The 23,568-nt window shown below is 38.9% G+C and carries 20 protein-coding genes and 1 pseudogene; 13 read left to right on the forward strand and 8 right to left on the reverse strand.

Going from position 1 to position 23,568, the window contains the following annotated elements:
• Window positions 1–57 precede the first annotated feature (57 nt).
• From plsX to HPSH112_RS01055, 3 genes are read left to right on the forward strand one after another with little or no spacing between them, the layout of a single operon-like run.
• A complete protein-coding gene (plsX, locus tag HPSH112_RS01045; RefSeq protein ID WP_014662192.1) occupies window positions 58–1,077 on the forward strand; it encodes a phosphate acyltransferase PlsX in 1,020 nt (339 codons plus the stop codon).
• Between the two features lie 23 nt (window positions 1,078–1,100).
• Window positions 1,101–2,096, forward strand: a complete 996-nt coding sequence (gene fabH / locus HPSH112_RS01050; protein ID WP_000397790.1) for a ketoacyl-ACP synthase III — start codon at window positions 1,101–1,103, stop codon at window positions 2,094–2,096.
• A gap of 21 nt (window positions 2,097–2,117) precedes the next feature.
• Window positions 2,118–2,420 carry a hypothetical protein gene (locus HPSH112_RS01055; protein ID WP_012443284.1) on the forward strand — a complete coding sequence of 101 codons (303 nt, stop codon included), beginning with the start codon at window positions 2,118–2,120 and terminating at the stop codon, window positions 2,418–2,420.
• A gap of 296 nt (window positions 2,421–2,716) precedes the next feature.
• Here the strand turns inward: HPSH112_RS01055 and HPSH112_RS01060 are convergent, their stop codons facing one another.
• Together HPSH112_RS01060 and HPSH112_RS01065 are read right to left on the reverse strand one after the other, a co-directional pair.
• Window positions 2,717–3,100 (reverse strand): hypothetical protein, encoded by a 384-nt coding sequence (locus tag HPSH112_RS01060; RefSeq protein ID WP_000473927.1) that lies wholly within the window; start codon window positions 3,098–3,100, stop codon window positions 2,717–2,719.
• A 45-nt stretch (window positions 3,101–3,145) separates the two neighbouring features.
• Window positions 3,146–6,272: pseudogene (locus tag HPSH112_RS01065) on the reverse strand (AAA family ATPase).
• Between HPSH112_RS01065 and HPSH112_RS01070 the strand changes: the two are divergent.
• Window positions 6,237–7,478 carry an Mrp/NBP35 family ATP-binding protein gene (locus tag HPSH112_RS01070; RefSeq protein WP_000249696.1) on the forward strand — a complete coding sequence of 414 codons (1,242 nt, stop codon included), beginning with the start codon at window positions 6,237–6,239 and terminating at the stop codon, window positions 7,476–7,478. The pseudogene HPSH112_RS01065 and the gene HPSH112_RS01070 sit on opposite strands and share 36 nt — an antisense overlap.
• 15 nt (window positions 7,479–7,493) lie before the next feature.
• On the opposite strand, the gene HPSH112_RS01075 is transcribed toward HPSH112_RS01070, so the two are convergent.
• Window positions 7,494–8,486 carry a glycosyltransferase family 8 protein gene (locus tag HPSH112_RS01075; RefSeq protein ID WP_324185934.1) on the reverse strand — a complete coding sequence of 331 codons (993 nt, stop codon included), beginning with the start codon at window positions 8,484–8,486 and terminating at the stop codon, window positions 7,494–7,496.
• 50 nt (window positions 8,487–8,536) lie between these two features.
• Window positions 8,537–8,656, reverse strand: a complete 120-nt coding sequence (locus HPSH112_RS08690; protein WP_001156401.1) for a glycosyltransferase family 8 protein — start codon at window positions 8,654–8,656, stop codon at window positions 8,537–8,539.
• Window positions 8,657–8,813: 157 nt separating this feature from the next.
• Here HPSH112_RS08690 and hofA point away from each other — a divergent pair, with 157 nt between their 5' ends.
• The gene (hofA, locus tag HPSH112_RS01085; RefSeq protein WP_014662194.1) at window positions 8,814–10,166 is read left to right on the forward strand and encodes an outer membrane beta-barrel protein HofA; all 1,353 of its coding nucleotides are present in this window, start codon (window positions 8,814–8,816) and stop codon (window positions 10,164–10,166) included.
• 51 nt (window positions 10,167–10,217) lie between these two features.
• The gene (gene htpG, locus HPSH112_RS01090; RefSeq protein ID WP_000070505.1) at window positions 10,218–12,083 is read left to right on the forward strand and encodes a molecular chaperone HtpG; all 1,866 of its coding nucleotides are present in this window, start codon (window positions 10,218–10,220) and stop codon (window positions 12,081–12,083) included.
• A gap of 190 nt (window positions 12,084–12,273) precedes the next feature.
• Here htpG and hcpA read toward each other — a convergent pair whose 3' ends face one another.
• The 3 genes from hcpA to mnmG form a co-directional block, all read right to left on the reverse strand.
• Entirely contained in the window at window positions 12,274–13,032 is a 759-nt protein-coding gene (hcpA, locus tag HPSH112_RS01095) for a Sel1-like repeat protein HcpA (protein ID WP_000901629.1), read from the reverse strand.
• Window positions 13,033–13,117: 85 nt separating this feature from the next.
• Window positions 13,118–14,299 carry a succinyl-diaminopimelate desuccinylase gene (dapE, locus tag HPSH112_RS01100; protein ID WP_000339204.1) on the reverse strand — a complete coding sequence of 394 codons (1,182 nt, stop codon included), beginning with the start codon at window positions 14,297–14,299 and terminating at the stop codon, window positions 13,118–13,120.
• Between the two features lie 10 nt (window positions 14,300–14,309).
• Window positions 14,310–16,175, reverse strand: a complete 1,866-nt coding sequence (mnmG, locus tag HPSH112_RS01105) for a tRNA uridine-5-carboxymethylaminomethyl(34) synthesis enzyme MnmG (RefSeq protein WP_000238020.1) — start codon at window positions 16,173–16,175, stop codon at window positions 14,310–14,312.
• A 95-nt stretch (window positions 16,176–16,270) separates the two neighbouring features.
• On the opposite strand from mnmG, the gene HPSH112_RS01110 reads away from it, so the two are divergent.
• The 5 genes from HPSH112_RS01110 to HPSH112_RS01130 are packed head-to-tail and all read left to right on the forward strand — an operon-like array spanning window position 16,271 to window position 21,041.
• On the forward strand, window positions 16,271–17,929 hold the full coding sequence (locus tag HPSH112_RS01110; protein WP_000427541.1) for an SLC13 family permease: 1,659 nt from the start codon (window positions 16,271–16,273) through the stop codon (window positions 17,927–17,929).
• Between the two features lie 12 nt (window positions 17,930–17,941).
• Window positions 17,942–18,742 carry a phosphatidate cytidylyltransferase gene (locus HPSH112_RS01115; protein WP_000656910.1) on the forward strand — a complete coding sequence of 267 codons (801 nt, stop codon included), beginning with the start codon at window positions 17,942–17,944 and terminating at the stop codon, window positions 18,740–18,742.
• Complete coding sequence (dxr, locus tag HPSH112_RS01120; protein WP_000260815.1) at window positions 18,743–19,849, forward strand: 1-deoxy-D-xylulose-5-phosphate reductoisomerase; 1,107 nt, start codon at window positions 18,743–18,745, stop codon at window positions 19,847–19,849.
• A gap of 50 nt (window positions 19,850–19,899) precedes the next feature.
• Window positions 19,900–20,199 (forward strand): hypothetical protein, encoded by a 300-nt coding sequence (locus HPSH112_RS01125; protein WP_000523438.1) that lies wholly within the window; start codon window positions 19,900–19,902, stop codon window positions 20,197–20,199.
• Window positions 20,200–20,210: 11 nt separating this feature from the next.
• Window positions 20,211–21,041 (forward strand): beta-1,4-N-acetylgalactosamyltransferase, encoded by an 831-nt coding sequence (locus HPSH112_RS01130; RefSeq protein ID WP_041199786.1) that lies wholly within the window; start codon window positions 20,211–20,213, stop codon window positions 21,039–21,041.
• A gap of 15 nt (window positions 21,042–21,056) precedes the next feature.
• Here the strand turns inward: HPSH112_RS01130 and HPSH112_RS01135 are convergent, their stop codons facing one another.
• Window positions 21,057–21,608, reverse strand: coding sequence for a YbhB/YbcL family Raf kinase inhibitor-like protein (locus HPSH112_RS01135; protein ID WP_000846558.1), 552 nt, complete (start codon window positions 21,606–21,608; stop codon window positions 21,057–21,059).
• 144 nt (window positions 21,609–21,752) lie between these two features.
• Here HPSH112_RS01135 and HPSH112_RS01140 point away from each other — a divergent pair, with 144 nt between their 5' ends.
• Window positions 21,753–22,214 (forward strand): helix-turn-helix domain-containing protein, encoded by a 462-nt coding sequence (locus HPSH112_RS01140; RefSeq protein ID WP_014662195.1) that lies wholly within the window; start codon window positions 21,753–21,755, stop codon window positions 22,212–22,214.
• Between the two features lie 172 nt (window positions 22,215–22,386).
• Window positions 22,387–23,550, forward strand: coding sequence for a NifS family cysteine desulfurase (locus HPSH112_RS01145; protein WP_000941704.1), 1,164 nt, complete (start codon window positions 22,387–22,389; stop codon window positions 23,548–23,550).
• Window positions 23,551–23,568: the final 18 nt, after the last annotated feature.

Raw genomic sequence — 23,568 nt, forward strand, 5'->3', positions numbered from 1 at the left:
ATCTTTAATGATAGAAAGTATTTTAAAGGATTGCAACAAGCCTTTTAAGGACGCATGATGAAAATTGTAATAGACTTAATGGGGGCTGACCATGGGGTTTTACCCATTATTGAGGGAGTCTCAAGGGCTTTAGAAAATAAGAGTTTTAGTGCGGTTTTAGTGGGGGATAAAGACAAAGCGACCCCTTTTATTTCTAAAGAGTTAGCCAGCAAAGTGGAAATGATCCACACGCAAGATTACATTAAAATGGAAGAAGCCGCCACTGAGGCGATCAAGCGTAAGGAATCTTCCATTTACTTGGGTATGGATATTTTGAAAAATGGGGCTGACGCTTTGATTTCAGCGGGGCATAGTGGGGCAACTATGGGTTTAGCCACCTTGCGTTTAGGGCGTATCAAGGGGGTTGAAAGGCCTGCTATTTGCACTTTAATGCCAAGCGTTGGCAAACGCCCTAGCGTGTTATTAGACGCAGGAGCGAACACGGATTGCAAGCCTGAATATTTGATTGATTTTGCTCTTATGGGGTATGAATACGCTAAAAGCGTGCTGCATTATGATAGCCCTAAGGTGGGTCTTTTGAGTAATGGCGAAGAAGATATTAAAGGGAACATGCTCGTTAAAGAAACGCATAAAATGCTGAAAGCTTACGACTTCTTTTATGGCAATGTGGAGGGGAGCGATATTTTCAAAGGGGTTGTGGATGTGGTGGTTTGCGATGGCTTTATGGGGAATGTGGTCTTAAAGACGACAGAAGGGGTCGCTAGTGCGATAGGCTCTATTTTTAAAGATGAAATTAAAAGCTCTTTTAAATCTAAAATGGGGGCTTTGATGCTTAAGAATGCGTTTGATATTTTAAAACAAAAAACCGATTACGCTGAATATGGGGGCGCGCCGCTTTTGGGCGTGAATAAAAGCGTGATCATTAGCCATGGCAAGAGCAACGCTAGAGCGATTGAATGCGCGATTTATCAGGCTATTAGCACTGTTGAAAGTCAGGTTTGTTTGAGAATCACTAAGGCGTTTGAGAGCTTGAAGCCTAGCGTTTCTGTGCCTCAAAGTGATCAGCAAGACGCTTAAAAATAACTATGTAAAGGGATTGAATGGAATTTTACGCCTCTCTTAAATCCATTGCGATGCATGTTCCAAGCGAGCGTGTGAAAAATGCAGAGTTTCAGCAATTTTTGGATACCAGCGATGAATGGATAGAAAAAAGGACCGGTATCAAAGAACGCCGTTTCGCTAACGATGAAGAAAAAAGCAGCGATTTAGGGGTAATAGCGGCTAAACAAGCCATAGAGAGAGCGCATTTAACCCCAAAAGACATTGATTTGGTGGTTGTAGCGACTTTAAGTCCTGATTTTTTAGCCATGCCTTCAACCGCTTGCGTGTTGAGCGCGAAATTAGGCATTGAAAACAAGCCGGCGTTTGATATTTCAGCCGCTTGCACGGGTTTTATCTATTTATTATCGGTGGCTAAGGCTTATGTTGAGAGCGGGATGTATGAAAATGTGCTGATTGTGGGAGCGGAAAAAACGAGCAGCGTGTTAGATTTTAAAGATAGGGGGACTTGTATTTTATTTGGCGATGGGGCTGGGGCGTGTGTGATAGGCAGAACCAAGCGTTTAAAAGAGAGCGTTTTAGATGTGCAAATTTCAGCGAACGGGAATTTTTCTAATTATCTCTATACGCCAAGAACTCTAAAACCCACGCCCTTTAACGCTAAAGAAGAAGCTTCAGAGCCTTTTTTGTGCATGAAAGGCAATGAAGTGTTTAAACTAGCGGTAAAAACGCTTTTAAAAGATGTGGAAATGATTTTAGAAAAAAACGCTCTCAAACCTGAAGATGTGCGTTTGTTTATCCCGCATCAAGCTAATTTTAGGATCATTCAAGCGGTGCGAGAGCATTTGGATTTTAAAGATGAGCAAGTGGTTTTAACTGTGCATAAATACGGCAACACTTCAGCAGCCAGTATCCCTATGGCCATGTGTGAAGCTTATGAAGAGGGGCGTTTGAAAAAGGGCGATTTAATGCTTTTAGACGCTTTTGGTGGGGGATTGACTTGGGGTTCAGCGTTGGTGTATTTTGGAGGAAGTTAGGAAAAGATTGAAGGAGTATTGATGAAAAAGATGATTTTTTTATTTTTAGTGGTGTTGGGGGGTTTAGAAGCGCAAAGCACTTATTGCAGCGATCATTGCGAAGGCACGCCAGATAGCCGTATCCCTCCTATGGGGTTTTATTTTAGTTTTGCGCATTCAGTGAAATATTACTTGCAAGATCCGCAAGAGCGCGATCACAAGCTTGAAAAATGCCACAAAGCCTTTGATTCGACTCTTAAGGTTAATTTTATTACGAAGTCTTTTAAAAAGGATTGCAAGCATGCGCAAATGGCTTTAGAGCAGTCCCAACAAAAAACTCCATGAGAGGTTTTGGCCGCTTTGTGGCAAAACTCTTTTTTAAATTTTATCCCACTAGCGCAAAAAACTCTGTCCTTTAGGGTGCAAGATGTAAGTGCATGGCCGTTAGGCTATATTCAAGCTAAAATAGGTTAAAATCCCCCTAGTCTTTTATAGGGTAGGAAATGTCCATGCAGACTTTAAAGAGCCTTTCGTGTTAGCGTTCAATGGAATGCTTTAGTTAGGAAGCTCCTTTCTTTAGAAAGGGGCACTCTCACGAAGTGGTCTAGCTAGAAAGCCCCTTGTTTGAGGAAGGGGCGGTTTTATTGAGAAAATTTGTGGTAATACTCGCCCTTGTCCGTGATGATTTTAACTTCTAACAATTGGTTAGGCTTGCAATTTAGGCGGTAAAATATCTGTTGTGAATACTTTAATTCGTGATCAAAGAGTTTTTCTTTTTTAAACTTATCGCCCAATTTGGGTTCCACTTTTTTAGTCGCTTCGCATGAATTTCCCCTATTGACAATGAGATTTTTAATCACCACCGGTTCATCGTTCATGGAAGTGATGCTTAAAAGGCTAGAATCTGTCATTTTCCCCATGAGTTTCCCCCCAGTTGCGCGATAATCCAATTTGAAATCTAAATCCTTTGCCCCCACACAAACACTGCTTATCATTAGCAAGCTTAAACACATTTTTTTAAACATCAAAATCCTTTCACTTATAATATTGTGGGGCATTATAATCAAATTTTATGCATTATTTTTTAACCGGTTTTTTAAGCCATTGCATTCTTTAGTGATCCACTCAAACAAATTTTTAAAATTATTTTTTGTTTCTTCAGTCACCACATCGTCTTCTTCGCTATACAAGAGCTTGGTTTTGAACGCCATGGCTAAGTTTCTTTTTTTATTGTTCAATAAATACTTTTGCCTATCTTCTTTGGTAAACAAATATTCAATTTGTTTGAAAGTTTTGTTGCATTTTGAGAGCTGTAAAATCGTGATGGGTTTAAGTAATTCTTCATTAGCTGTTTTAAAATGTTCGCTAAATTCGTTCTCAGATCCTCTGTCATCATCTATCAAAACAATAGGGTTGTTGTCCAATTCGCGGAGTTTTTGAATGGTTTTTTGCCTGTCTGTTTGATTGTCTTTAAGCCCTGAAATGGGTAAGAAAGTGAAAACAATGGGGTCGTTTTTGAATTCTCGCTCATTGAAATACAATTTAAAAGCGCTCAAATAGCAATAATCGGTGATGCCTTCCACAAAGATGATTCGGTGTTTTTGGGGGTTATGAAAAACATGCTGACTCACCCCTAAAGAGCGTTTGATTTGATGCAAGGCATCGGAGTCTTTGCTTGCATTATTTAGGGAGTAGTTAAAGTTATCCTTAATCGCAGAGCCTTCTGTTTCTTTTTCTACGATCCTTATTTCATCCAAATGATCCATATCCACTAAAAAGGGGTCATGGGTGGCTAAAACAAAAGTAACATTATGTTTATGAGCGTATTCTTTTAAAAGTTTCCTGAACCCTCGTCTTCCTGGCACGCTCAAATGAGTGGCTGGCTCGTCCATGACATAGATGATATTATGGTTAAAACTAAAATTTGATCCCACATTGTAGAGAAAACCAAACATGAAATTAAACGACCATTGAAAACCGGTGCTCTGTTTTTTTAAGATGACTTGTTCGTCGGATTTTCTGCAATCATAAATTTCAAGTTTTATTTTGTATGCCGCAGGTTTATACTCTCTAAGAAACTTACTGTTATGTCGGACATGAATTTTTAATTGGTAATTATCTTGATGGTCGTTTTGAGCGATCGCTAAAAGCTTATTAAATTCTTTTGCGATTAAAGAATCCATCTTTAATTGCATGTTGTATCCCATGATTTCTGCAATGTTTTCTAATATTTCTGTAAAATTTATTTTAAATAAAAGAGAGTTTTTATCATTAAAAAATTCAAGTTGCCCTACATTGTTATTGTGTTCGCCTTTTGCTTCAATATTAAAAGGATATTTTGATTGTTTGATTTCTTTTAGTGATTCTTGGTTGATTTCGTGCAAGTATTTTTTAGAAATAACAAATGGTTTATCAAGACCAGAATAAACTTCTAAATCATTATTTTTATCAAACATTATTTCTAATGCTTGTTCATATTTTAAGTTTTTTTGATCAAAATTTTTATAATTCAAAATTTTCCCAAAAGTATTCCAAATTGTATTAGGATGAAAATCCATTTTTCTAAATAATGAATTTCTAAAGAACCAGTCCGATTCAAATTCAGAAGGGGAAGAATAATCATTGCAAGTAAATAATGCAGTCTTAAGGTCGCTATCTGTAATTTTTAGGTCTTTATATTCTCTCATGTTTGGCACAAATTCATCCAATGAATGATCTTTCAAAGGAAAATTAACTCTGTTTCTTAAACCTTGAAACGCTGTATAAGGATTGCACTCTCTGCAATGTCTTATAATTTCTGAAACGCTCTCACTTTGTTTGAATTTTTCCTTGTTTGCTTCAAATTTTTGCTTGATTTCATCAATATTTTTGGGGAACAAATGAACGCCACTTTTTTCATCTAAAGTTTTTATACTCTCCCACAGAGATATTCTTGCTGATTCCAAAAGATCATCGTATTGGTATCGCCTAATTTTTGAATTTGATAACAATCCTGTTTTCTCCAAATAAAGCTGGCACATCATGTATTTCATATCTTTAGACTCATCACTAGTAACATGGCTTGCTGCATACTCTTTGCATATTTGGTAGATATTATCCAGCAAAACATCATAATTAAACTTTAGCGTTTTTTGATTTTTGCAGTAATATTCAATTTTTCGGATCAGCGACTCTTTTTTTTCGCTCAAAATCTTCTCTTGTTTTGTCAAGATCTTTTAAAGAATTTTTAATTTTCTTTTTAACGCTGATCATATTTGATCGGAATGTTCTAAATTGCTGTTTAAAATTTTCATTGATAGGGTATTTTTCGTCTATTTCTTTAATAATATCCTTAATAAATTCTGACAATCTTTCTTGAGATCGTTCATTTTGTAAAATTTTAATTCTTGGTGCAAATTTTGTATTAAAGTCAGTAGTTTTAAAAATCTCATCTAAACTTTTTATTTTTTTTGAAATATATCTCACATCTTTTGTTTTAATTTCATTTTCACTAAGTTTTTTAAAACGAGAATAAATTTCTGATAACTGATTTTGTTTGTGTTTCCCTATTATAAAAAATTGATTGGGTTTGTGATTTTTATTTGGAGTATTGCACTCTATGATTTCTCTTACACACTGACAAAAATTTTTAATAAGTTCGCTATTGCCGCTTAAATGTTTGATTAATTCTTTGTAAAAATGTAAAAATGGTTTTAACTGGTTGTAAGAGTCGATAAGATTTGTCAAATTACTCACAAAAGTGCAAATATTTGAATAGTCGTTATTGTTAGAGAGAATAAAAACGATGTTACTGCATTGTTCTCTCAAAGCTTCTACATGTTTTTCAAAAGGATAGACGATTAGCGTTTTTGATAATTCCTTTAAACCCTCGCCAATCTCTTTAGTTTGCATCTTCAAATCCACGCAAGAAAAATCTATGGTTTCATGATTAAGGATTGTTTCTTCTTTCAGGTTCAAAACGGTGTCTTCAGATTCATGGGCTTTGAAATAATCGTTCTCATTACAGAGTTTGATGTCTGTATCATTAAACGCCTTCAAGGCTTCTAAAATATTGCTCTTACCCACATTATTTTCCCCCACCAAGATCACCAAACCCCCATGCTTTTCAAAATTTGAATTTAAAAGCAACTCCGTAGGCAAGTTTTTACCCAAATTCCTAAAATGGTGCAATTTCAAAACACGCTTATAAAGTTTCATGCCTTACCCTTTTTTAAAAACTCAAACTTAATTTATAATGCAAAATTAAACAAAACATGCTATAAAGAAAATTCAAATACTATCATTTTAAGGATTAAAATGCTCACCCAAGAAGATGTTTTAAACGCGTTAAAAACGATTATTTACCCTAATTTTGAAAAGGATATTGTCAGCTTTGGTTTTGTCAAAAACATCGCTTTGCATGACAACCAATTAGGGCTTTTAATAGAAATCCCCTCAAGCTCTGAAGAAACGAGCGCGATTTTAAGGGAAGATATCTCCAAAGCGATGCAAAAAATAGGCGTGAAAGCTTTGAATTTGGATATTAAAACCCCGCCTAAACCGCAAGCCCCAAAGCCCACCACTAAAAATTTGGCTAAAAATATCAAGCATGTAGTGATGATAAGCTCCGGTAAGGGCGGTGTGGGTAAAAGCACCACCAGCGTGAATTTAAGCATCGCTCTAGCGAATTTAAACCAAAAAGTGGGGTTACTAGACGCTGATGTGTATGGCCCTAATATCCCTAGAATGATGGGCTTACAAAACGCTGATGTGATCATGGATCCTAGCGGTAAAAAACTCATTCCTTTAAAAGCTTTTGGCGTTTCTGTGATGAGCATGGGGCTTTTGTATGATGAGGGGCAGAGTCTCATTTGGAGAGGGCCCATGCTCATGCGAGCGATTGAGCAGATGCTAAGCGATATTATTTGGGGGGATTTAGATGTTTTGGTGGTGGATATGCCCCCAGGAACAGGCGATGCGCAACTCACGCTAGCCCAAGCTGTGCCTTTGAGTGCAGGAATTACTGTTACTACGCCTCAAATCGTGAGTTTGGATGACGCTAAACGGAGTTTGGACATGTTTAAGAAACTACACATTCCTATTGCCGGCATTGTAGAAAATATGGGGAGTTTTGTGTGCGAGCATTGCAAGAAAGAGAGTGAGATTTTTGGCTCAAATTCCATGAATGAGTTGCTAGAAGCTTACCACACGCAGATTTTAGCCAAGCTCCCTTTAGAGCCTAAAGTGCGTTTAGGGGGGGATAGGGGCGAACCGATTGTGATCTCTCACCCTAATAGCGTGAGCGCTAAGATTTTTGAAAAAATGGCGCAAGATTTGAGCGCTTTTTTAGAGAGAGTAGAAAAGGAAAAACTAGCCGATAACAAGGACATCCAACCCACACAAACCCATGCTTGCTCGCATTAATTTTAAAAGGGTTTTTTAAACCCTTTTAATCAATCGCTTCACTTTTTGTTTGGCTTTAAAAAGCAAAAATTCTATAAGGAGTTTAGAAGAAAGCCTAGGCAGAAGAGATTCAAAAGAATGCCGTTTGTCTGAAAAAGACAGGATTTTATTAAGAGCGTGGATTTCTTTATCCCTGTTTTGAAGGGATTCAAAGAGGTGATCTAAAAAGGGAGCGTTAAAATAGGCGTCTTTAAACGGCGTTTGAATCAACGCTTCATGCCATTTTTTTGCGCCAATGACGCTGAAGAGCTTCCAGGGTTTATCGCCCCAAAAATGCAGCATGCGCGCTTCTTTAACGCTAGGGAATGAGGGCGTATCAAGGAAACTAGGGTGGGCATTGTATGAATAAGGCAATTCTAAAATCCTACCACGGCACACAAAACACAGAGTATCTTGATCGTTAAATAAAAGTTTTTCATTTTTCAAAAGGAAAAATCCAATCAATTGGTTTTCAAGATTTTCTTTACGCCATGATTTTAAATTTAAGGCTAAAAACCCGGCGTTAAAGTAGTTGTCAAAAAGGATTTGAGCTTCTTTTAAATTGGGGAAAGCGTCAGCGACACCAATGGTTTTGGCGTGCATTTGGCGTAATTCGTATAAATCCTTAGCCGAATTCCTGTTCATAGCGATCAAATCTTTTTCTCTCACAGCCCCAAAATAATGATCATCAAGGGGGATAAAAAAACTCTCGCTAATATCGCCCACAAACAAAGTATCCACATCAAACATGATCATCTTTTCGTATTGGGGGAAAAGGGAGGCAAAAAAGAAACGGCACATGATCATTTTAGAAAAGCGTTTTTGCGAAAAAGAATTGAGTTTTAAATACAATTTTTTAATTCCACCAGCTATTAAAGGATCAAGCTTGTAATAATTATGGCGTGGTTCTAATTCTTCATCGGTAATATCCAAAAACTCTATACTAGAAAAAGCGCTAAAAGGAGCGATCGTTTCTTCTAATTTGGCCACATTCTCTAGGCTTAAACCCTCCACCAAACAATGGATTTTATAAAAGAGTTTTACTCTCTCTCTCTCTCTCTCTCTCGTTTGGCGTTTGCTAGCATGGAAAATAAGCTCACGCCAGCAGGGATGCAATAATTGTTATCAAAAGTCACAACAATAGGGACAATCTCTTGCATGTGCGATCCTTAAATCTTTAAATTGAACCCGCTAAAAAGGGGGGTTTGTGATTGTATCGTTTTTTTTTTTTTTTTCAAAACTATAATGAACGAGCGGCTTGCGAGTTTGTTTTATGGCATAATATCAGAATTCAATAAAAAGGTGTTTGATAAAAGGGTGCTTAATCAAAAAGTTTGGCTAGGGCTTTTAGCTTTGCATGGGGTTTTTCTCAACGCTTTTGAGTACCAAATCAGCGCGAGAGTGGGATCATTTTCGCGCATCGCTTTCAACCAGTCGGTTATCAATTCAAAAAAAGGGATTTATCCTACAGGGAGTTATGTAACCACTACTGGGGCTTTACAAGTTGATTCTAGTTTGCTCCCTAAAGGGATTGAAAACCACAAACTGGGTTTTGGGGTGGGGGGCGAAATCGGATCGTTAGCTTATGATTCCACGAAGTTTTTGATTGATGAAGCCGACCCTAAGGCAGGGTTTCAGCCGGCGAACTGGTATTACATGGGGCGATGGGAGGGCTATTTGATGCAACACAGCCAAAATTGGACCAGAGAGCAAAAGGCGCAAAACGCTAGGCCTTATGTGCTATATAATTTGTATTTAGATTATCAATATAAGGATATCTTTGGGATTAAATTAGGGCGTTACCCCTCTAAAGCTTTGTTTTTGAGCGGGTTTAATCAAGGGTTTGAGCTTTTTTACCGGTGGAAAAAGTTTAGGATAGAGTGGTTTAGCACCTTTGGAAGGGCTTTAGCTAATGAGCAATCCATCAGAGATTTTTACGCTCCTGTCAATTACAAGCAAAAAACCAACTACGGCATGCACAATTTAAACCTCATTTACGAAAATAAATACATTAGGGTTGCGCCTTTTATTTGGTTTTACCCTAAGAATTTTAACGCTCCTGGATTTGAAATCACCCATGATACAAAGTCTTATTGGAAATCTGATTGGCGCATCCAAACGACTTTTTACGCATGGTTCCCCCTTTATAGCGATTATTTGTCTAAAGATTATTACAGAGCTTCGTTAATAGGGAAAAAAAGCGCGAGTTTGTTTGTGTTTCAAAGGGTGCATTTTCGATCTTATCGTTTTGGCTGGAGCGTGTATAAGAATTTTGGGAACGGGAGCGCTCAATTAGGCTGGAACGGCTCACCAGTGGATCCTTTTTATGACACTAAAGATGACACCCCTTATGAAGACGCTTATTCCAATTTTTACAACGCTAATTCCATAACCATTAACGCTTTTATAGGGAAGAGTATTAAGAATCTTTTGGTGCAATTGTATGGGAAATTGACCTATTCCCCAAGGGCTGATTCGCAAAGCTTAGGGGTTACTTTTAAATATAACCTTAAAAAACATATCTATTTAATGCTAATGTTTAATGGCTATCAAATCACGATGCATAAGGGTTATAAGGTAGGGTTTTTTACAAGCGGTTATAACCCTGACTTCGCTCAAACCATTCAAGATAGAAGCTATTTTATGAGCTCTATGAGCTATCGTTTTTAAGCGCGCTTTTATTGTATAATCTTAAAAATTTTATTTAAAAGGAAAAGATCAATGTCTAATCAAGAATACACCTTCCAAACTGAAATCAACCAGCTTTTGGATTTGATGATCCACTCTTTGTATTCTAATAAAGAGATTTTTTTAAGAGAGTTGATTTCTAACGCGAGCGACGCTTTGGACAAGCTGAATTATTTAATGCTGACCGATGAAAAATTAAAAGGGCTGAATATCACGCCTGGCATTCATTTGAGTTTTGATAGCCAGAAAAAAACCTTAACGATTAAAGATAATGGTATAGGCATGGATAAAAACGATCTCATTGAGCATCTAGGCACGATCGCTAAATCAGGCACAAAGAGTTTTCTAAGCGCTTTGAGCGGGGATAAGAAAAAAGATAGCGCACTGATTGGCCAATTTGGCGTGGGCTTTTATTCAGCGTTTATGGTAGCGAGTAAGATTGTCGTTCAAACCAAAAAGGTAAATAGCGATCAAGCTTATGCATGGGTGAGCGATGGTAAGGGCAAGTTTGAAATCAGCGAGTGCGTCAAAGAGGAGCAAGGCACAGAAATCACCCTCTTTTTAAAAGATGAAGATTCTCATTTTGCGAGCCGTTGGGAGATTGATAGCGTTGTTAAAAAGTATTCTGAGCATATCCCTTTCCCTATTTTTTTAACTTACACCGATACGAAATACGAGGGCGAAGGGGATAATCAAAAAGAAATTAAAGAAGAAAAATGCGATCAAATCAATCAAGCGAGCGCTTTGTGGAAAATGAATAAGAGCGAGTTAAAAGACAAAGATTACAAAGAGTTTTACCAATCGTTTGCACATGATAACAGCGAACCTTTGAGCTATATCCATAATAAAGTGGAAGGCTCTTTAGAATACACAACGCTTTTTTACATCCCTAGCAAAGCGCCTTTTGACATGTTTAGGGTGGATTATAAGAGCGGAGTCAAACTTTATGTTAAAAGGGTGTTTATCACTGATGATGACAAAGAATTGCTGCCGTCTTATTTGAGGTTTGTTAAAGGCGTGATTGACAGCGAAGATTTACCCTTGAATGTGAGCCGTGAAATCTTGCAGCAAAACAAGATTTTAGCCAATATCCGTTCGGCTTCAGTGAAAAAGATTTTAAGCGAGATTGAGCGCTTGAGCAAGGATGAAAAAAATTACCATAAATTCTATGAGCCTTTTGGGAAAGTGTTAAAAGAAGGCTTGTATGGGGATTTTGAAAACAAAGAAAAACTTTTAGAATTGTTAAGATTCTATTCTAAAGACAAAGAAAAGTTGGTTTCTTTAAAAGAATACAAAGAAAATTTAAAAGAAAATCAAAAAAGCATTTACTACCTTTTAGGCGAAAATTTAGACTTACTAAAGGCGTCTCCGCTTTTAGAAAAATACGCTCAAAAAGGCTATGATGTTTTGTTATTGAGCGATGAGATTGATGCGTTTGTGATGCCAGGCGTGAATGAATACGATAAAACGCCCTTTAAAGACGCTAGCCATAGCGAGAGCCTAAAAGAGCTTGGTTTGGAAGAAATCAACGATGAGGTAAAAGAGCGGTTTAAAGATTTAATGAAAGCGTTTGAAGAAAATCTTAAAGATGAGGTTAAAGGCGTAGAGCTTTCTAGCCATCTCACTTCAGCGGTGGCTTTAATAGGCGATGAACAAAATGCGATGATGGCTAATTGGATGCGTCAAATGGGCCAAAGCGTGCCTGAAAACAAGAAAACTTTAGAATTAAACCCTAACCATGCGATTTTGCAAAAACTCTTAAAATGCGAAGATAAAGAGCAGTTGAGCGCTTTTATCTGGTTGCTTTATGATGGGGCGAAGCTTTTAGAAAAAGGGGCTTTAAAAGACGCTAAAAGCTTTAACGAACGCCTAAATAGCGTGCTATTGAAAGCGCTGTAGGGGATAAAACCCTTTTAAGGGTTTGAATAAACTTATTTTAAACCCTTCAAGCGCTAATCTAAAAACGGCAACGAATGGGTGTGATAAAAGCCTTATTGTGATTAAAAGATTAATTCGTGGGGTTTATGCTTTCATTGAAACATTAAAAAGCGTAAAAGCCAGCTAAACACGGCGTTTAAGCTTAACTTCATTAAAACCAAAGTTCTATTTTTAATTCCTTGAGAGCGTCGCATGCTTCTTTAACGCCTGATTTGCAACCTTTTTTAAAGTTTTCTACCGCTTGCTTTTCGTCCTTTGCTGTGCCTTGTCCATTATATTGCATAACCCCTAAATTATAACACCCCCTACCATCATTCAACTCGCAAGCTTTAGAATAACGAACGATAGCCTCCTTAAAATTCTTTGCTATACCATATATGTATCCTGCGTTAATACACCCTGGGCTATCTTTTAAATCGCAAGCTTTTTCATACAAATCAAGAGCCTTTCTTGAATCCTTAGGCGTGCCTACGCCATGATGGTATAAGCTTCCTAATACCATACACCCTTCAGCATGGTTTAATTCGCAAGATTTAGAGTAATATTGTGAGGCTTTTTTGGCGTCTTTAGGCACGCCTTGTCCGTTATAGTATAAATTGCCTAACAGACGGCACCCATAACCATCATTCAATTCACAACCTTTAGTGTAAAATTGAACGGCTTTTTTCAAGTCTTTTCCCACTCCTTTCCCTTCTTCATAGAACGCCCCTAAAAAAACACACCCAAAGCCATCTTTTAACTCACAAGCTTTTTCAAAATGCGTTTTAGCTTGAGTGAAATCTTGCTTCTTTGCGCTCTCTATGCCTAAATTAACAAGCTCTTTAGCGTCTGGCTCTGCCATTAACCCTCTCAAACACAACGCGCCCAAACACAAGACCCCAAAAAGGGTTTTTTTAACACTTCCTAGCATGATATATCTCCTATCAAAGAAATGTAATCCTTTATAATTATAATCAAATATTGACGATTAAAGCCTTATTGAATGCCCCTTGGTTCTATTTCTCGCTCAAATTCTCTAAAACCCCCAAAAACACTTTTTCTAAAAGCTCTAATTCTTTCAAGCTCACCCTTTCATCAATGGCATGGATTCTGTCATTAATAACGCCAAATTCCACCACTTCTATGCCATGAGCGCTAAAAAACCGCGCATCGCTCGTGCCGCCTTTGGTGTTTAAAAGGGGGGTGGTATGGCATGTCTTTAGAATATTTTCTTTTAAAACGCTGGCAAGCTTTGAATGAGAAGCCGTGATGAAAGGCGAACTGCTTGATTCTAATTCTAAAGCGTGAGGCACGCTTTTTAAAACCTTTTCTAAATATTCTTTCAAACTCTCTTTGGTGGTTTTTAAAGAATGGCGCGCATTAAAGATGATTTCTACGCTTGCGGGCGTTACATTATTCGCTCCTAACCCTGCATGCAAGTTGGTGATAACCAATTTTGAAGGATCAAAATATTCATCGCCATCGTCTAAATGGACTCCTGAAATCAAGGGCAAAACAGAAGCGAGCGCATCAATGGGGTTTTGGCATTTTTGCGGGTAAGCTACATGCCCTTGAGTGCCTTTTAAAATGAGTTTGCCATTAATAGAGCCTCTTCGGCCAATTTTGATGCTATCGCCTAGGATTTTTTCGCAAGTGGGTTCAGCCACAACCGCCATGTGAGGGAGCAAATCTTTTTCTTTGAGTTTTTCTAACATAAGCCTAGTGCCAAAAATCCCTGGCCCTTCTTCATCGCTTGTGAGTAAAACAGAAAGCATGAAAGGGGTTTTAGGGTTAAAATTTAAACTCGCGCTCAAAAACGCCCCCACGCCTCCTTTCATGTCTTGCGCCCCACGGCCGTATAAAAACCCCTCTTTAATAATAGGTTTAAAGGGATCGCTTTGCCAATGATTTCCAGGAGGCACGACATCAATATGCCCTGCAAAGCAAAAGTGCAAGGGTTTAACACTTTCTTTTGCATGCTCTTTTTTTGCATGCTTTTCTTTTGCATGCTTTTCTTCTGTATGCTCTTTTGGGGGGTTAAAAATGCGGTATAAAAAAAGGTTTTTCACGCCATTTTCTCCACACTCTAGAGCTTTAAAAGTAGGAAAAAGCGATTTAATGTATTCAAAAATACCGCATTCTTTGGGCGTGATGGTGGGGTAACTGATGAGCTTTTGGGTGATTTCTAAAGCGTCCATTAAAAATCCTTTAAGAGTTTTTTCGCAAATGGATGTATAAATGCAAAACATCTAAATTCGCCGGGGTGATCCCGCTGATTTCTGAGGCTTCAAAAAGGCTTTTAGGGCGGAATTTTTCTAACTTTTCTACCGCTTCTAAGCTTAAGCCTGGAATGCCTTTAAACACAAAACCTTTAGGGATAGAAACTTTGAGCATGCTATCCATTTTAGCGATATTTTCGTGTTGCTTTTCAATATAAATATTATATTTGCATTCAATTTTAATCTGCTCTAAAACCCGCTCATTCAAAGGCGTTAAAAAGCTGAAAAAGGAGCGCATTTTTTCTAGATTAAAACTATCGCGCGCTAACAAACTAACGCCATCAACCTTGTCATTGATAGGGTTTTCGTCTAATTCATTCAAGCGTTTTAACACTTCTTTACTGGGGGTAAGGACGCATTCTTTAAGGCGTTTGAGATTGTCTTGTATCTCTTGTTGGTCTTTTTTCAATCCCTTATAAAAATCCTCTTCCATAAGTCCTAAACGATAGGCATGTTCGCCTAACCTAAAAAGCGTGTTGTCCTCTCTTAAAAGCAAGCGGTATTCGGCTCGGCTGGTAAACATTCTGTAAGGCTCATTCGTGCCTTTAGTAATCAAATCATCAATCAAAACGCCGATATAAGCTTCATTGCGCTTTAAAATAAAGGGGTCTTGATTCTTTAAAGCTAATACCGCATTAATCCCAGCCATAAGCCCTTGAGCCGCCGCTTCTTCATAGCCGGTAGTCCCATTGATTTGCCCGGCCAAATAAAGCCCCTTGATTTTTTTGGTTTCTAAAGTGTGGGTCAATTCCGTGGGCTGGATAAAATCATACTCTATCGCATAGCCGTAGCGCGTGATGAGAGCGTTTTCTAAGCCTTTGATAGAGTGAATGACCTTTTCTTGCACATCTAGGGGTAAAGAGGTGCTTAAGCCGTTGATATAATATTCGCTTTTGTGGATGGTTTGAGGCTCTAAAAACAGCTGGTGGCGTTCTTTTTCGCTGAAACGGTTGATCTTATCTTCAATGCTAGGGCAATACCTTGGGCCTATGCCTTCAATTTGACCGCTAAATAGGGGAGCTCGGTGGAAATTATCCCTAATGATTTGGTGGGTAATAGGGTTGGTGTAAGTGATAAAACATGAGAGTTGGGTGGGGTTAAAATCTTTGGTTTTATAGCTAAAATAGGGAGGGTTTGTGTCCCCAAAATGCTCTTCTAAGCCTTCAAAATCAATGCTATTGCCTGCCACTCTTGGGCAAGTGCCGGTTTTTAACCTTTCCACCTTAAAGCCAAGCTCCCTTAAATTCAAGGCTAAAGAATTAGAAGCGTTTTCCCCAAAGCGCCCGTTTTGGTTTTGGTGCTCGCCAATATGCACCACCCCTTTTAAAAAAGTGCCTGTGGTGATGATCACTTTTTTAGCCTTATAAGTGTTGTTAATGTTCGTGGTTACGCCCACCATCTCATCATTTTCAATGATTAAACTTTCAGTCATTTCTTGAGAAACGCTCAAATTAGGGGTGTTTAAAACAAGATTCCTTGCAAAAATGCGGTAAGTATCCATATCAATTTGCGCCCTAGTCCCTCTAACTGCCGGCCCTTTAGAAGCGTTTAACACACGATATTGCAAACCGCTATTATCCGTAATAATCCCCATAGCCCCCCCTAAAACATCCACTTCTTTAGTCAAATGCCCTTTACCCAAGCCTCCAATCGCCGGGTTACAGCTCGCCAAACCGATCGTGTCTATGAGCATGGTGATTAGATGCACTCTAGCCCCCATTTTGGCTGCAATCAAGCTCGCTTCAATGCCTGCATGCCCCCCACCAATCACTAAAATATCACTTTCTTTTACCACTTCTTTTCCTGTTTTGATATGATTTTTCTAAAATCTTAGTTTTGAAAAAGTTTTATTGTAGCATGGAGGTTAGTAATTTTAAAGGGTAAAATAAAATGGAAAATCATTCGCATGCCAATACGCATACAGATACGCGCGCCGATGATAAAAGCACTAAGATCGTGCGCTTGTTGGGGTTAATAGGAGGGGCGTTGATCGCGCTTATTATCTGTTACGCTTTAAACGCTCAACTGCCTCATATTGTAGAAGAAATCCCCAAGCTCAATTCCTTAAATTATAAGGCGATGCCTGTTGTGGCTGGGGTGGCTGTTTTAATGGGGATATGGTGGATGACTGAAGCCATTGACCTGCCCGCAACCGCGCTTTTACCTTTAGTGCTTTTTAGCGTCTTTAGCGTGGATCAATTCGCTAGCGTTAGCTCTTCTTACGCATCGCCGATTATCTTTCTTTTTATGGGAGGGTTTATTTTAGCTTTAAGCATGCAAAAATGGAATTTGCACACGCGCATCGCTTTAAGCATTATTTTATTAGTAGGCACAAGCCCTAGGAGGTTGATTTTAGGTTTCATGATAGCTACAGGCTTTCTGTCTATGTGGGTGAGCAATACTGCAACAGCAGTGATGATGCTCCCTATTGGCATGAGCGTTTTGCAATTAGTCGCTAAACTTGTGGGCAAAGAAAACGCCTCTAATTCATGGCATCAAAAAGAAGAAATCACCAAAGCGCATGGGGGTATTATGGGCAATATCGTGCATAAGGGCAAAGATATTACCCAAGTCATTCAAGAAAAGACCATCATTTATCGCACGAATTTCAGTATTTGCTTGATGCTTGGCATCGCTTATGCGGCTTCTATTGGCTCTTTAGGCACTCTTATTGGCACGCCGCCTAACGCTTTATTAGCCGGCTATATGAAAACCGCTTTCAATATTGAAATTGATTTCGCTCAGTGGATGGTGTTTGGGACGCCGTTAGCCTTCATCATGCTCATTTTATCGTGGCTCTTGCTCACTTATGTGATTTTCCCTTTAAAGATTAAAGAAATCCCAGGGGGTAAGGAAGTCATTAGGGTAGAGTTAAAAAAATTAGGCCGCTTGAGTTGGGCGGAAATCTCTGTGGGCGTTATTTTTATTTTAGCGTCTTTAGGGTGGATTTTTTTAGATACGATTTTAAAATCTTGGGGCATTAAGATAGATAAAATTGATTCAGTGATTGCGATGGGGGTTTCTGCACTCTTATTCATTTTGCCCGCTAACCATCATGGCGATAGGCTCATTGATTGGGGTGTTGCTAAAAAACTCCCTTGGGATGTGTTGCTTTTATTTGGCGGCGGGTTAGCCTTGAGCGCGCAATTTTCTAAAACCGGGTTGAGTTTGTGGATCGGGCATTTAGTTTCTGGCTTTTCGCATTTACCGATTTTATTCATTATTTTCATGGTCACTTTAATGGTCATTTTCTTAACCGAAATCACTTCTAACACCGCCACGGCTGCGGCGTTTTTACCGGTGATTGGAGGGGTTGCGATGGGCATGGGTTATGAAAATCATCAAAGCTTGTTATTGACCATTCCTGTAGCCTTGAGCGCGACTTGCGCGTTCATGCTCCCTGTAGCCACCCCACCCAATGCGATAGCTTATGGCTCTGGGTATGTTAAAATAACGGATATGATTAAAGCCGGTTTGTGGCTTAATTTAGTGGGAGTTGTTTTGATTAGCGCGTTTAGCTATTTTTTAGTTTCGCTGGTATTTAATTGATCAAGGAAAAAAGTGAAAGAAGAGTTATTTAAAGAAAAATCTCGTTACATTACAGGGTTTGTTTTAATCATTGTGGCAGGCTTGATTTTGTATGCGGACAATTTGTTGTTGTTTTGGGCAGTTTTAGGGGGGATTTATGTGGTAGGGTTTTCTGAAGCGTTAAGACTATTTCAAGTTAAAGCGAGCTTTAGTTTGTATCTTATTTTAGTGTTGTCATGGGTAGCGGCGTATTTTAACGGGCGCTCTATAGAATGCGCTCTTATTAGCGCGATGGTCATGGCTAGTATCATCGCTTATCAAAAAGCGCACCATAGCGAAGCCATTTTACCCTTTTTATACCCGGGCGTTGGGTTTTTTGCGCTTTTTGGGGTTTATAAGGATTTTGGTGCGGTGGCGATCATTTGGCTTTTAGTCGTGGTGGTTGCAAGCGATGTGGGGGCGTTTTTTGGAGGCAAGCTTTTAGGAAAAACCCCTTTCACGCCCACTTCGCCAAATAAAACCTTAGAGGGTGCGTTGATTGGCGTGGTTTTGGCGAGCGTTTTAGGATCGTTTGTGGGCATGGGGAAATTGAGCGGGGGCTTTTTTATGGCGCTTTTATTCAGCTTTTTAACCGCTCTTATGGCGGTGTTTGGGGATTTGTATGAAAGCTATTTGAAACGAAAGGCTGGGATCAAAGATAGCGGTAAGATTTTGCCCGGGCATGGGGGCGTTTTAGACCGATTGGATTCCATGCTTTTTGGGGCTTTAGGCTTGCATGCGTTGTTGTATTTTTTAGAAGTTTGGAAAGAGACGGCGGTGTTTTTGGGGGATTGAATGGTTGTTTTAGGAAGCACCGGCTCTATTGGGAAAAACGCCCTAAAAATCGCAAAAAAATTCAAGGTAGGAATAGAAGCCTTAAGCTGTGGGAAAAATATCGCTTTAATCAATGAGCAAATCAAAGTTTTCAAACCCAAGAAAGTGGCGATTTTAGATCCTAACGATTTGAATGGTTTAGAGCCTTTGGGCGCGAAAGTGTTTGTGGGGCTAGAGGGCATTGATGCGATGGTAGAAGAGTGCGTTTCAAATTTAGTCATTAACGCCATTGTGGGCGTGGCTGGATTGAGGGCGAGCTTTAAAAGCTTGCAAACTAACAAAAAACTAGCCCTAGCGAATAAAGAAAGTTTGGTGAGCGCGGGGCATTTATTAGACATTTCACAAATCACGCCCATTGATAGCGAGCATTTTGGTTTGTGGGCGTTGTTGCAAAACAAGGCTTTAAAGCCTAAATCCTTAATCATTAGCGCGAGTGGGGGGGCTTTCAGGGATACGCCTTTAGAACTCATTCCTATTCAAAACGCGCAAAACGCGCTCAAGCACCCTAATTGGAGCATGGGATCTAAAATCACTATTGATTCAGCGAGCATGGTCAATAAGCTTTTTGAAATCCTAGAAACCTATTGGCTTTTTGGCGCGTCTTTAAAGATTGATGCGCTGATTGAAAGGAGTTCTATCGTGCATGCTTTGGTGGAGTTTGAAGATAACTCTATCATTGCGCATTTGGCGAGCGCGGACATGCAATTACCCATAAGCTATGCGATCGATCCGAAGTTAGCTTCTTTGAGCGCGTCTATCAAACCCTTAGATTTATACGCTTTAAGCGCGATTAAATTTGAACCCATTAGCATGGAGCGCTACACTTTGTGGCGTTATAAAGACTTGTTGTTGGAAAACCCAAAGCTTGGCGTGGTGCTGAATGCGAGCAATGAGGTGGCGATGGAGAAGTTTTTAAATCAAGAGATCGCTTTTGGTGGGCTTATCAAAACCATTTCTCAAGCCCTAGAATCATACGCTAAAACGCCTTTCAAGCTCTCTAATTTAGATGAAGTGCTGGCGTTGGATAGGGAAGTTAGGGAGCGGTTTGGAAATGTAGCGAGAGTGTAGTATAATAAGATTTTGCTTTTAGTAGCGTTTTATTTCAATCAGGAGTTTTTATGGGGTTAAAAAATAAAATCAAGGGTTTTATTAAAGAGAGAATGCCTTTTGTGGTCAGATATGTTCGTAGTTTAAAAGGGGACAAAAATATTTATGGTGAAATCAATCATGAAATTAAGGAAATGTTAGAGGCTAAAAAACTTCATTCTCTTCAAGAAAAAGCTTTATTCAACCATGACCATCAAGAAAGCGTGTTTTTGGCTATCGCTTCTTTAAATAATGAAAGTTTCATTGAACGCAATAAGAGTATTTATAAAAATAGTTCTCTTAATTATAATTATGGGGGGGGGGGCATTTAGAAGATAGGGTTATCCATCCTACTTTAACTCTGCCCAATCCCACGCATTTGGGTTATTTTGACTATGATAAAGAAAGTCAAAACCCTAAAAGCCCTCTAAACCCATGGGCTTTTATTAGAGTCAAAAATGAAATCGTTACTTTAGAAGAGAATTTGTTTTCTATGCTTCCTGCCATTCAAAGGGGGGTCATTGGTTTTAATGATTGCGATGATGGCTCTAAAGAAGTGATTTTAGAGTTTTGTAAAAAGTTCCCCTCATTTATCCCTATCAGCTATCCTTATGAAGTTATACTAAAGGATTGCCCGAGTTTGTGGCACCAGTTCTATCATTACTGTAATTATACGTTTTCTTTTATCCCTAAAAATGAGTGGGTTATCAAAATTGATTGCGATCATATTTATGACGCTAAAAAACTTTATGAAAGTTTTTATATCCCTAAGAGCATTAAAGAGGTTGTGATGTATTCGCGCATTAATTTTGTGGTGCGGGATTTTGAAGTGTTTGTGCGTAATGATGGGGATTTTGGGTTTTTAGATGCATGGGGAGATCATTGGTTATTTTATAACGATTGTGAGCCTTTTGAAATTTGGCAACATAATGGTGATTTTTATGAAATTTTAAAGCTTAAAGATAAACACCATATTAAAGATAAAGAACTCATGCAATGGCACTTCCCTTTAGCTAAAAAGAGGCGAAACGCTATTGTTGATAATGATTTAATCCCTTTAAAAGATTTTAAAAAGCACCATGCCGATTTGATAGGCACAAGAATTGAAGAAAGCATGCTAGATGAAAAGAGAATTTTAGAAATGTATCAAAAATTCAATTTAGCGAAAGAATAGCTACAAGCATGTAGCCTATTTCCTCACAAACTGCTTGTATAAAAATTCCTTTCTCCCTATGGCGATGATATGCCCACGCATTTTGTCATGCAAATCGCCTAAGAAGAAAGGGGCTTTTAAGGCGAGTTTAGGAATGTCTAGGGCATACACTTGAATCAAGTAATGGTGATCGCCATTAGGGGGCATGGGGCCGATATAGGTGCTGTTATTGAGATTGGAGCGTTGTTTTTCGCTTTCATTGAGAGAAGAACGGATAAAGCCTTGAGTGAGCGAATTGACCCCTTGAGCAATCCTTTTATCCATCATGGAAGCGTTTTCTTCTAAAACATTATAAGAAATATTGCCCACGACCCAATGGACAAACGACATGCCACACACTTTTTGAGCGTCATGATCGATGAGTTCTAACGCATAGCTTTGAGCGCCTTCTACTTTTTGCCATGAGATTTTAGGCGAATAAGTGGGTAAGCCGTTTGGATTGAGAAACCCTCTAGGAGCGTTACCGCCAAATTTAGCGTCCAAATACCCTTGCGAATCGGTTTGAATCATTACTTCAAAAGTTTTCATTTTAAGCCCTTTTTCTTTGAAATCATTTTGCGTTTTTTATTGTAGCATGATCATAAAAACACATCTTAATTTGGAGCATGGTATTAGAATAATCATTTTTAATGATTAAATAGCTATTTATTTTTAGTGGTTAGTATTGAAGGCATGGAAAGTAAAATAAATCGTTTGAGCGCCAAGATAGACGCACTATTGGAACAGCAAAAAAGAGTGATTTCTTTACTAGAAACTTATTTGAGCGTTTATCCCACCCAAGAGGTTTCAAATAAGTTTTTTAAAGGCGTTAGTCAAGGGATGGAGTTAGCCCCAGAAATCGCGCAAGAAGATGAAGAAAAACGCCTTTATGTGTTGCAATATTTAAGCCATGTGGATATTACTAAAAACAAGCAAGACTCCCAGCTCAAAAAAGATTGTTTGGAATTTATCCAAAGGTTTAATGTCCCAAAGCCCATTATGGTTACCGCTCTTTATAACCTTAGGGGCATTAAGCCCACTAAAAAAGAAGTGGCGAAGCAATTGCAAAAACTCTATGTGTGGGGGAAGCGTTACCAACAAGGGGGGATAGACGCCTTAAAAGACAGGCGTGGGAGACCCCTTAAAAAACCTTAAGAGAGTTGGTAGTGGCTGTTGTTGGTTTTTGATAGGGGGATGTTCGCATTTCTCAAAATGTTTTCAAAAATTCATCTTATTTTAAGTTAAAATTAAGAAAATATCTTGTATTTAATCATAATTTAGACCTAGATAAGAAAATCTATGTAAAATTTTTAAGGAGAACACTCATTTGTTACAACGAATCTATTTAGACAATAACGCTACAACTAGGATTGATCCTAAAGTCAAAGAGATCATGGATCCGTTTTTAAGGGATCATTACGGGAATCCTAGCTCGTTGCACCAGTTTGGCACAGAAACCCACCCAGCCATTGCAGAAGCGCTAGACAAGCTTTATAAGGGCATTAACGCTAGGGATATAGATGATGTGATCATCACTTCTTGCGCGACAGAAAGCAATAATTGGGTTTTAAAGGGCGTGTATTTTGATGAATGCTTGAAAAAAGGCAAAAACCATATTGTAACCACGGTTACAGAGCATCCGGCGGTGCGATCCACTTGCAATTTTTTAGAAAGCTTGGGGGTGGAAGTTACTTACTTGCCCATTAATGAGCATGGGAGTATCACCGCAGAGCAAGTCAAAGAAGCGATCACAGAAAAAACCGCTTTAGTGAGCGTGATGTGGGCGAATAATGAAACCGGTCTCATTTTCCCTATTGAAGAAATTGGGGCTATTTGTAAAGAAAAGGGCGTGTTGTTCCATACCGATGCGGTGCAAGCGATTGGTAAGATCCCTGTAGATGTGTTAAAAGCGAATGTGGATTTCCTTTCTTTTAGCGCGCACAAGTTTCATGGGCCTAAAGGCATTGGGGGGTTGTATATTAGAAGTGGGGTGGGATTGACCCCTCTTTTTCATGGCGGGGAGCACATGAATGGCAGGCGTAGCGGGACTTTGAATGTGCCTTACATCGTGGGCATGGGCGAAGCGATGAAATTAGCCGTAGAGCATTTAGACTATGAAAAAGAAGTGGTAGGGAAATTGCGCGACAAATTAGAAGAAGCGCTTTTGAAAATCCCTGATGTGATGGTGGTGGGGGATCGAATCCATCGTGTGCCTAACACGACTTTAATCAGCGTGAGAGGGATTGAAGGAGAGGCCATGCTGTGGGATTTGAATCGCTCTAATATCGCCGCTTCCACAGGGAGCGCGTGCGCGAGTGAGGATTTAGAGGCTAATCCTGTCATGGTGGCGATTGGAGCGAGTAAGGAATTAGCTCATACCGCTATCAGGCTTTCATTGAGCCGTTTTAACACGGAAGCTGAAATTGATAAAACGATTGAAGTTTTCTCTCAAGCGGCTACAAGGTTGAGAAACATTTCAAGCTCTTATTAAAAAGGATATAAAGGAATC

The sequence above is a fragment of the Helicobacter pylori Shi112 genome (assembly GCF_000277405.1).
Taxonomy (GTDB): domain Bacteria; phylum Campylobacterota; class Campylobacteria; order Campylobacterales; family Helicobacteraceae; genus Helicobacter; species Helicobacter pylori_C.

Coding starts and splice junctions, on each gene's coding strand:
- plsX (WP_014662192.1), top strand. CDS start 58: ATGAAAATTGTAATAGACTTAATGGGGGCTGACCATGGGGTTTTACCC.
- fabH (WP_000397790.1), top strand. CDS start 1,101: ATGGAATTTTACGCCTCTCTTAAATCCATTGCGATGCATGTTCCAAGC.
- HPSH112_RS01055 (WP_012443284.1), top strand. CDS start 2,118: ATGAAAAAGATGATTTTTTTATTTTTAGTGGTGTTGGGGGGTTTAGAA.
- HPSH112_RS01060 (WP_000473927.1), bottom strand. CDS start 3,100: ATGTTTAAAAAAATGTGTTTAAGCTTGCTAATGATAAGCAGTGTTTGT.
- HPSH112_RS01070 (WP_000249696.1), top strand. CDS start 6,237: ATGGTGCAATTTCAAAACACGCTTATAAAGTTTCATGCCTTACCCTTT.
- HPSH112_RS08690 (WP_001156401.1), bottom strand. CDS start 8,656: ATGCAAGAGATTGTCCCTATTGTTGTGACTTTTGATAACAATTATTGC.
- htpG (WP_000070505.1), top strand. CDS start 10,218: ATGTCTAATCAAGAATACACCTTCCAAACTGAAATCAACCAGCTTTTG.
- hcpA (WP_000901629.1), bottom strand. CDS start 13,032: ATGCTAGGAAGTGTTAAAAAAACCCTTTTTGGGGTCTTGTGTTTGGGC.
- dapE (WP_000339204.1), bottom strand. CDS start 14,299: ATGGACGCTTTAGAAATCACCCAAAAGCTCATCAGTTACCCCACCATC.
- HPSH112_RS01110 (WP_000427541.1), top strand. CDS start 16,271: ATGGAAAATCATTCGCATGCCAATACGCATACAGATACGCGCGCCGAT.
- dxr (WP_000260815.1), top strand. CDS start 18,743: ATGGTTGTTTTAGGAAGCACCGGCTCTATTGGGAAAAACGCCCTAAAA.
- HPSH112_RS01125 (WP_000523438.1), top strand. CDS start 19,900: ATGGGGTTAAAAAATAAAATCAAGGGTTTTATTAAAGAGAGAATGCCT.
- HPSH112_RS01135 (WP_000846558.1), bottom strand. CDS start 21,608: ATGAAAACTTTTGAAGTAATGATTCAAACCGATTCGCAAGGGTATTTG.
- HPSH112_RS01140 (WP_014662195.1), top strand. CDS start 21,753: ATGGAAAGTAAAATAAATCGTTTGAGCGCCAAGATAGACGCACTATTG.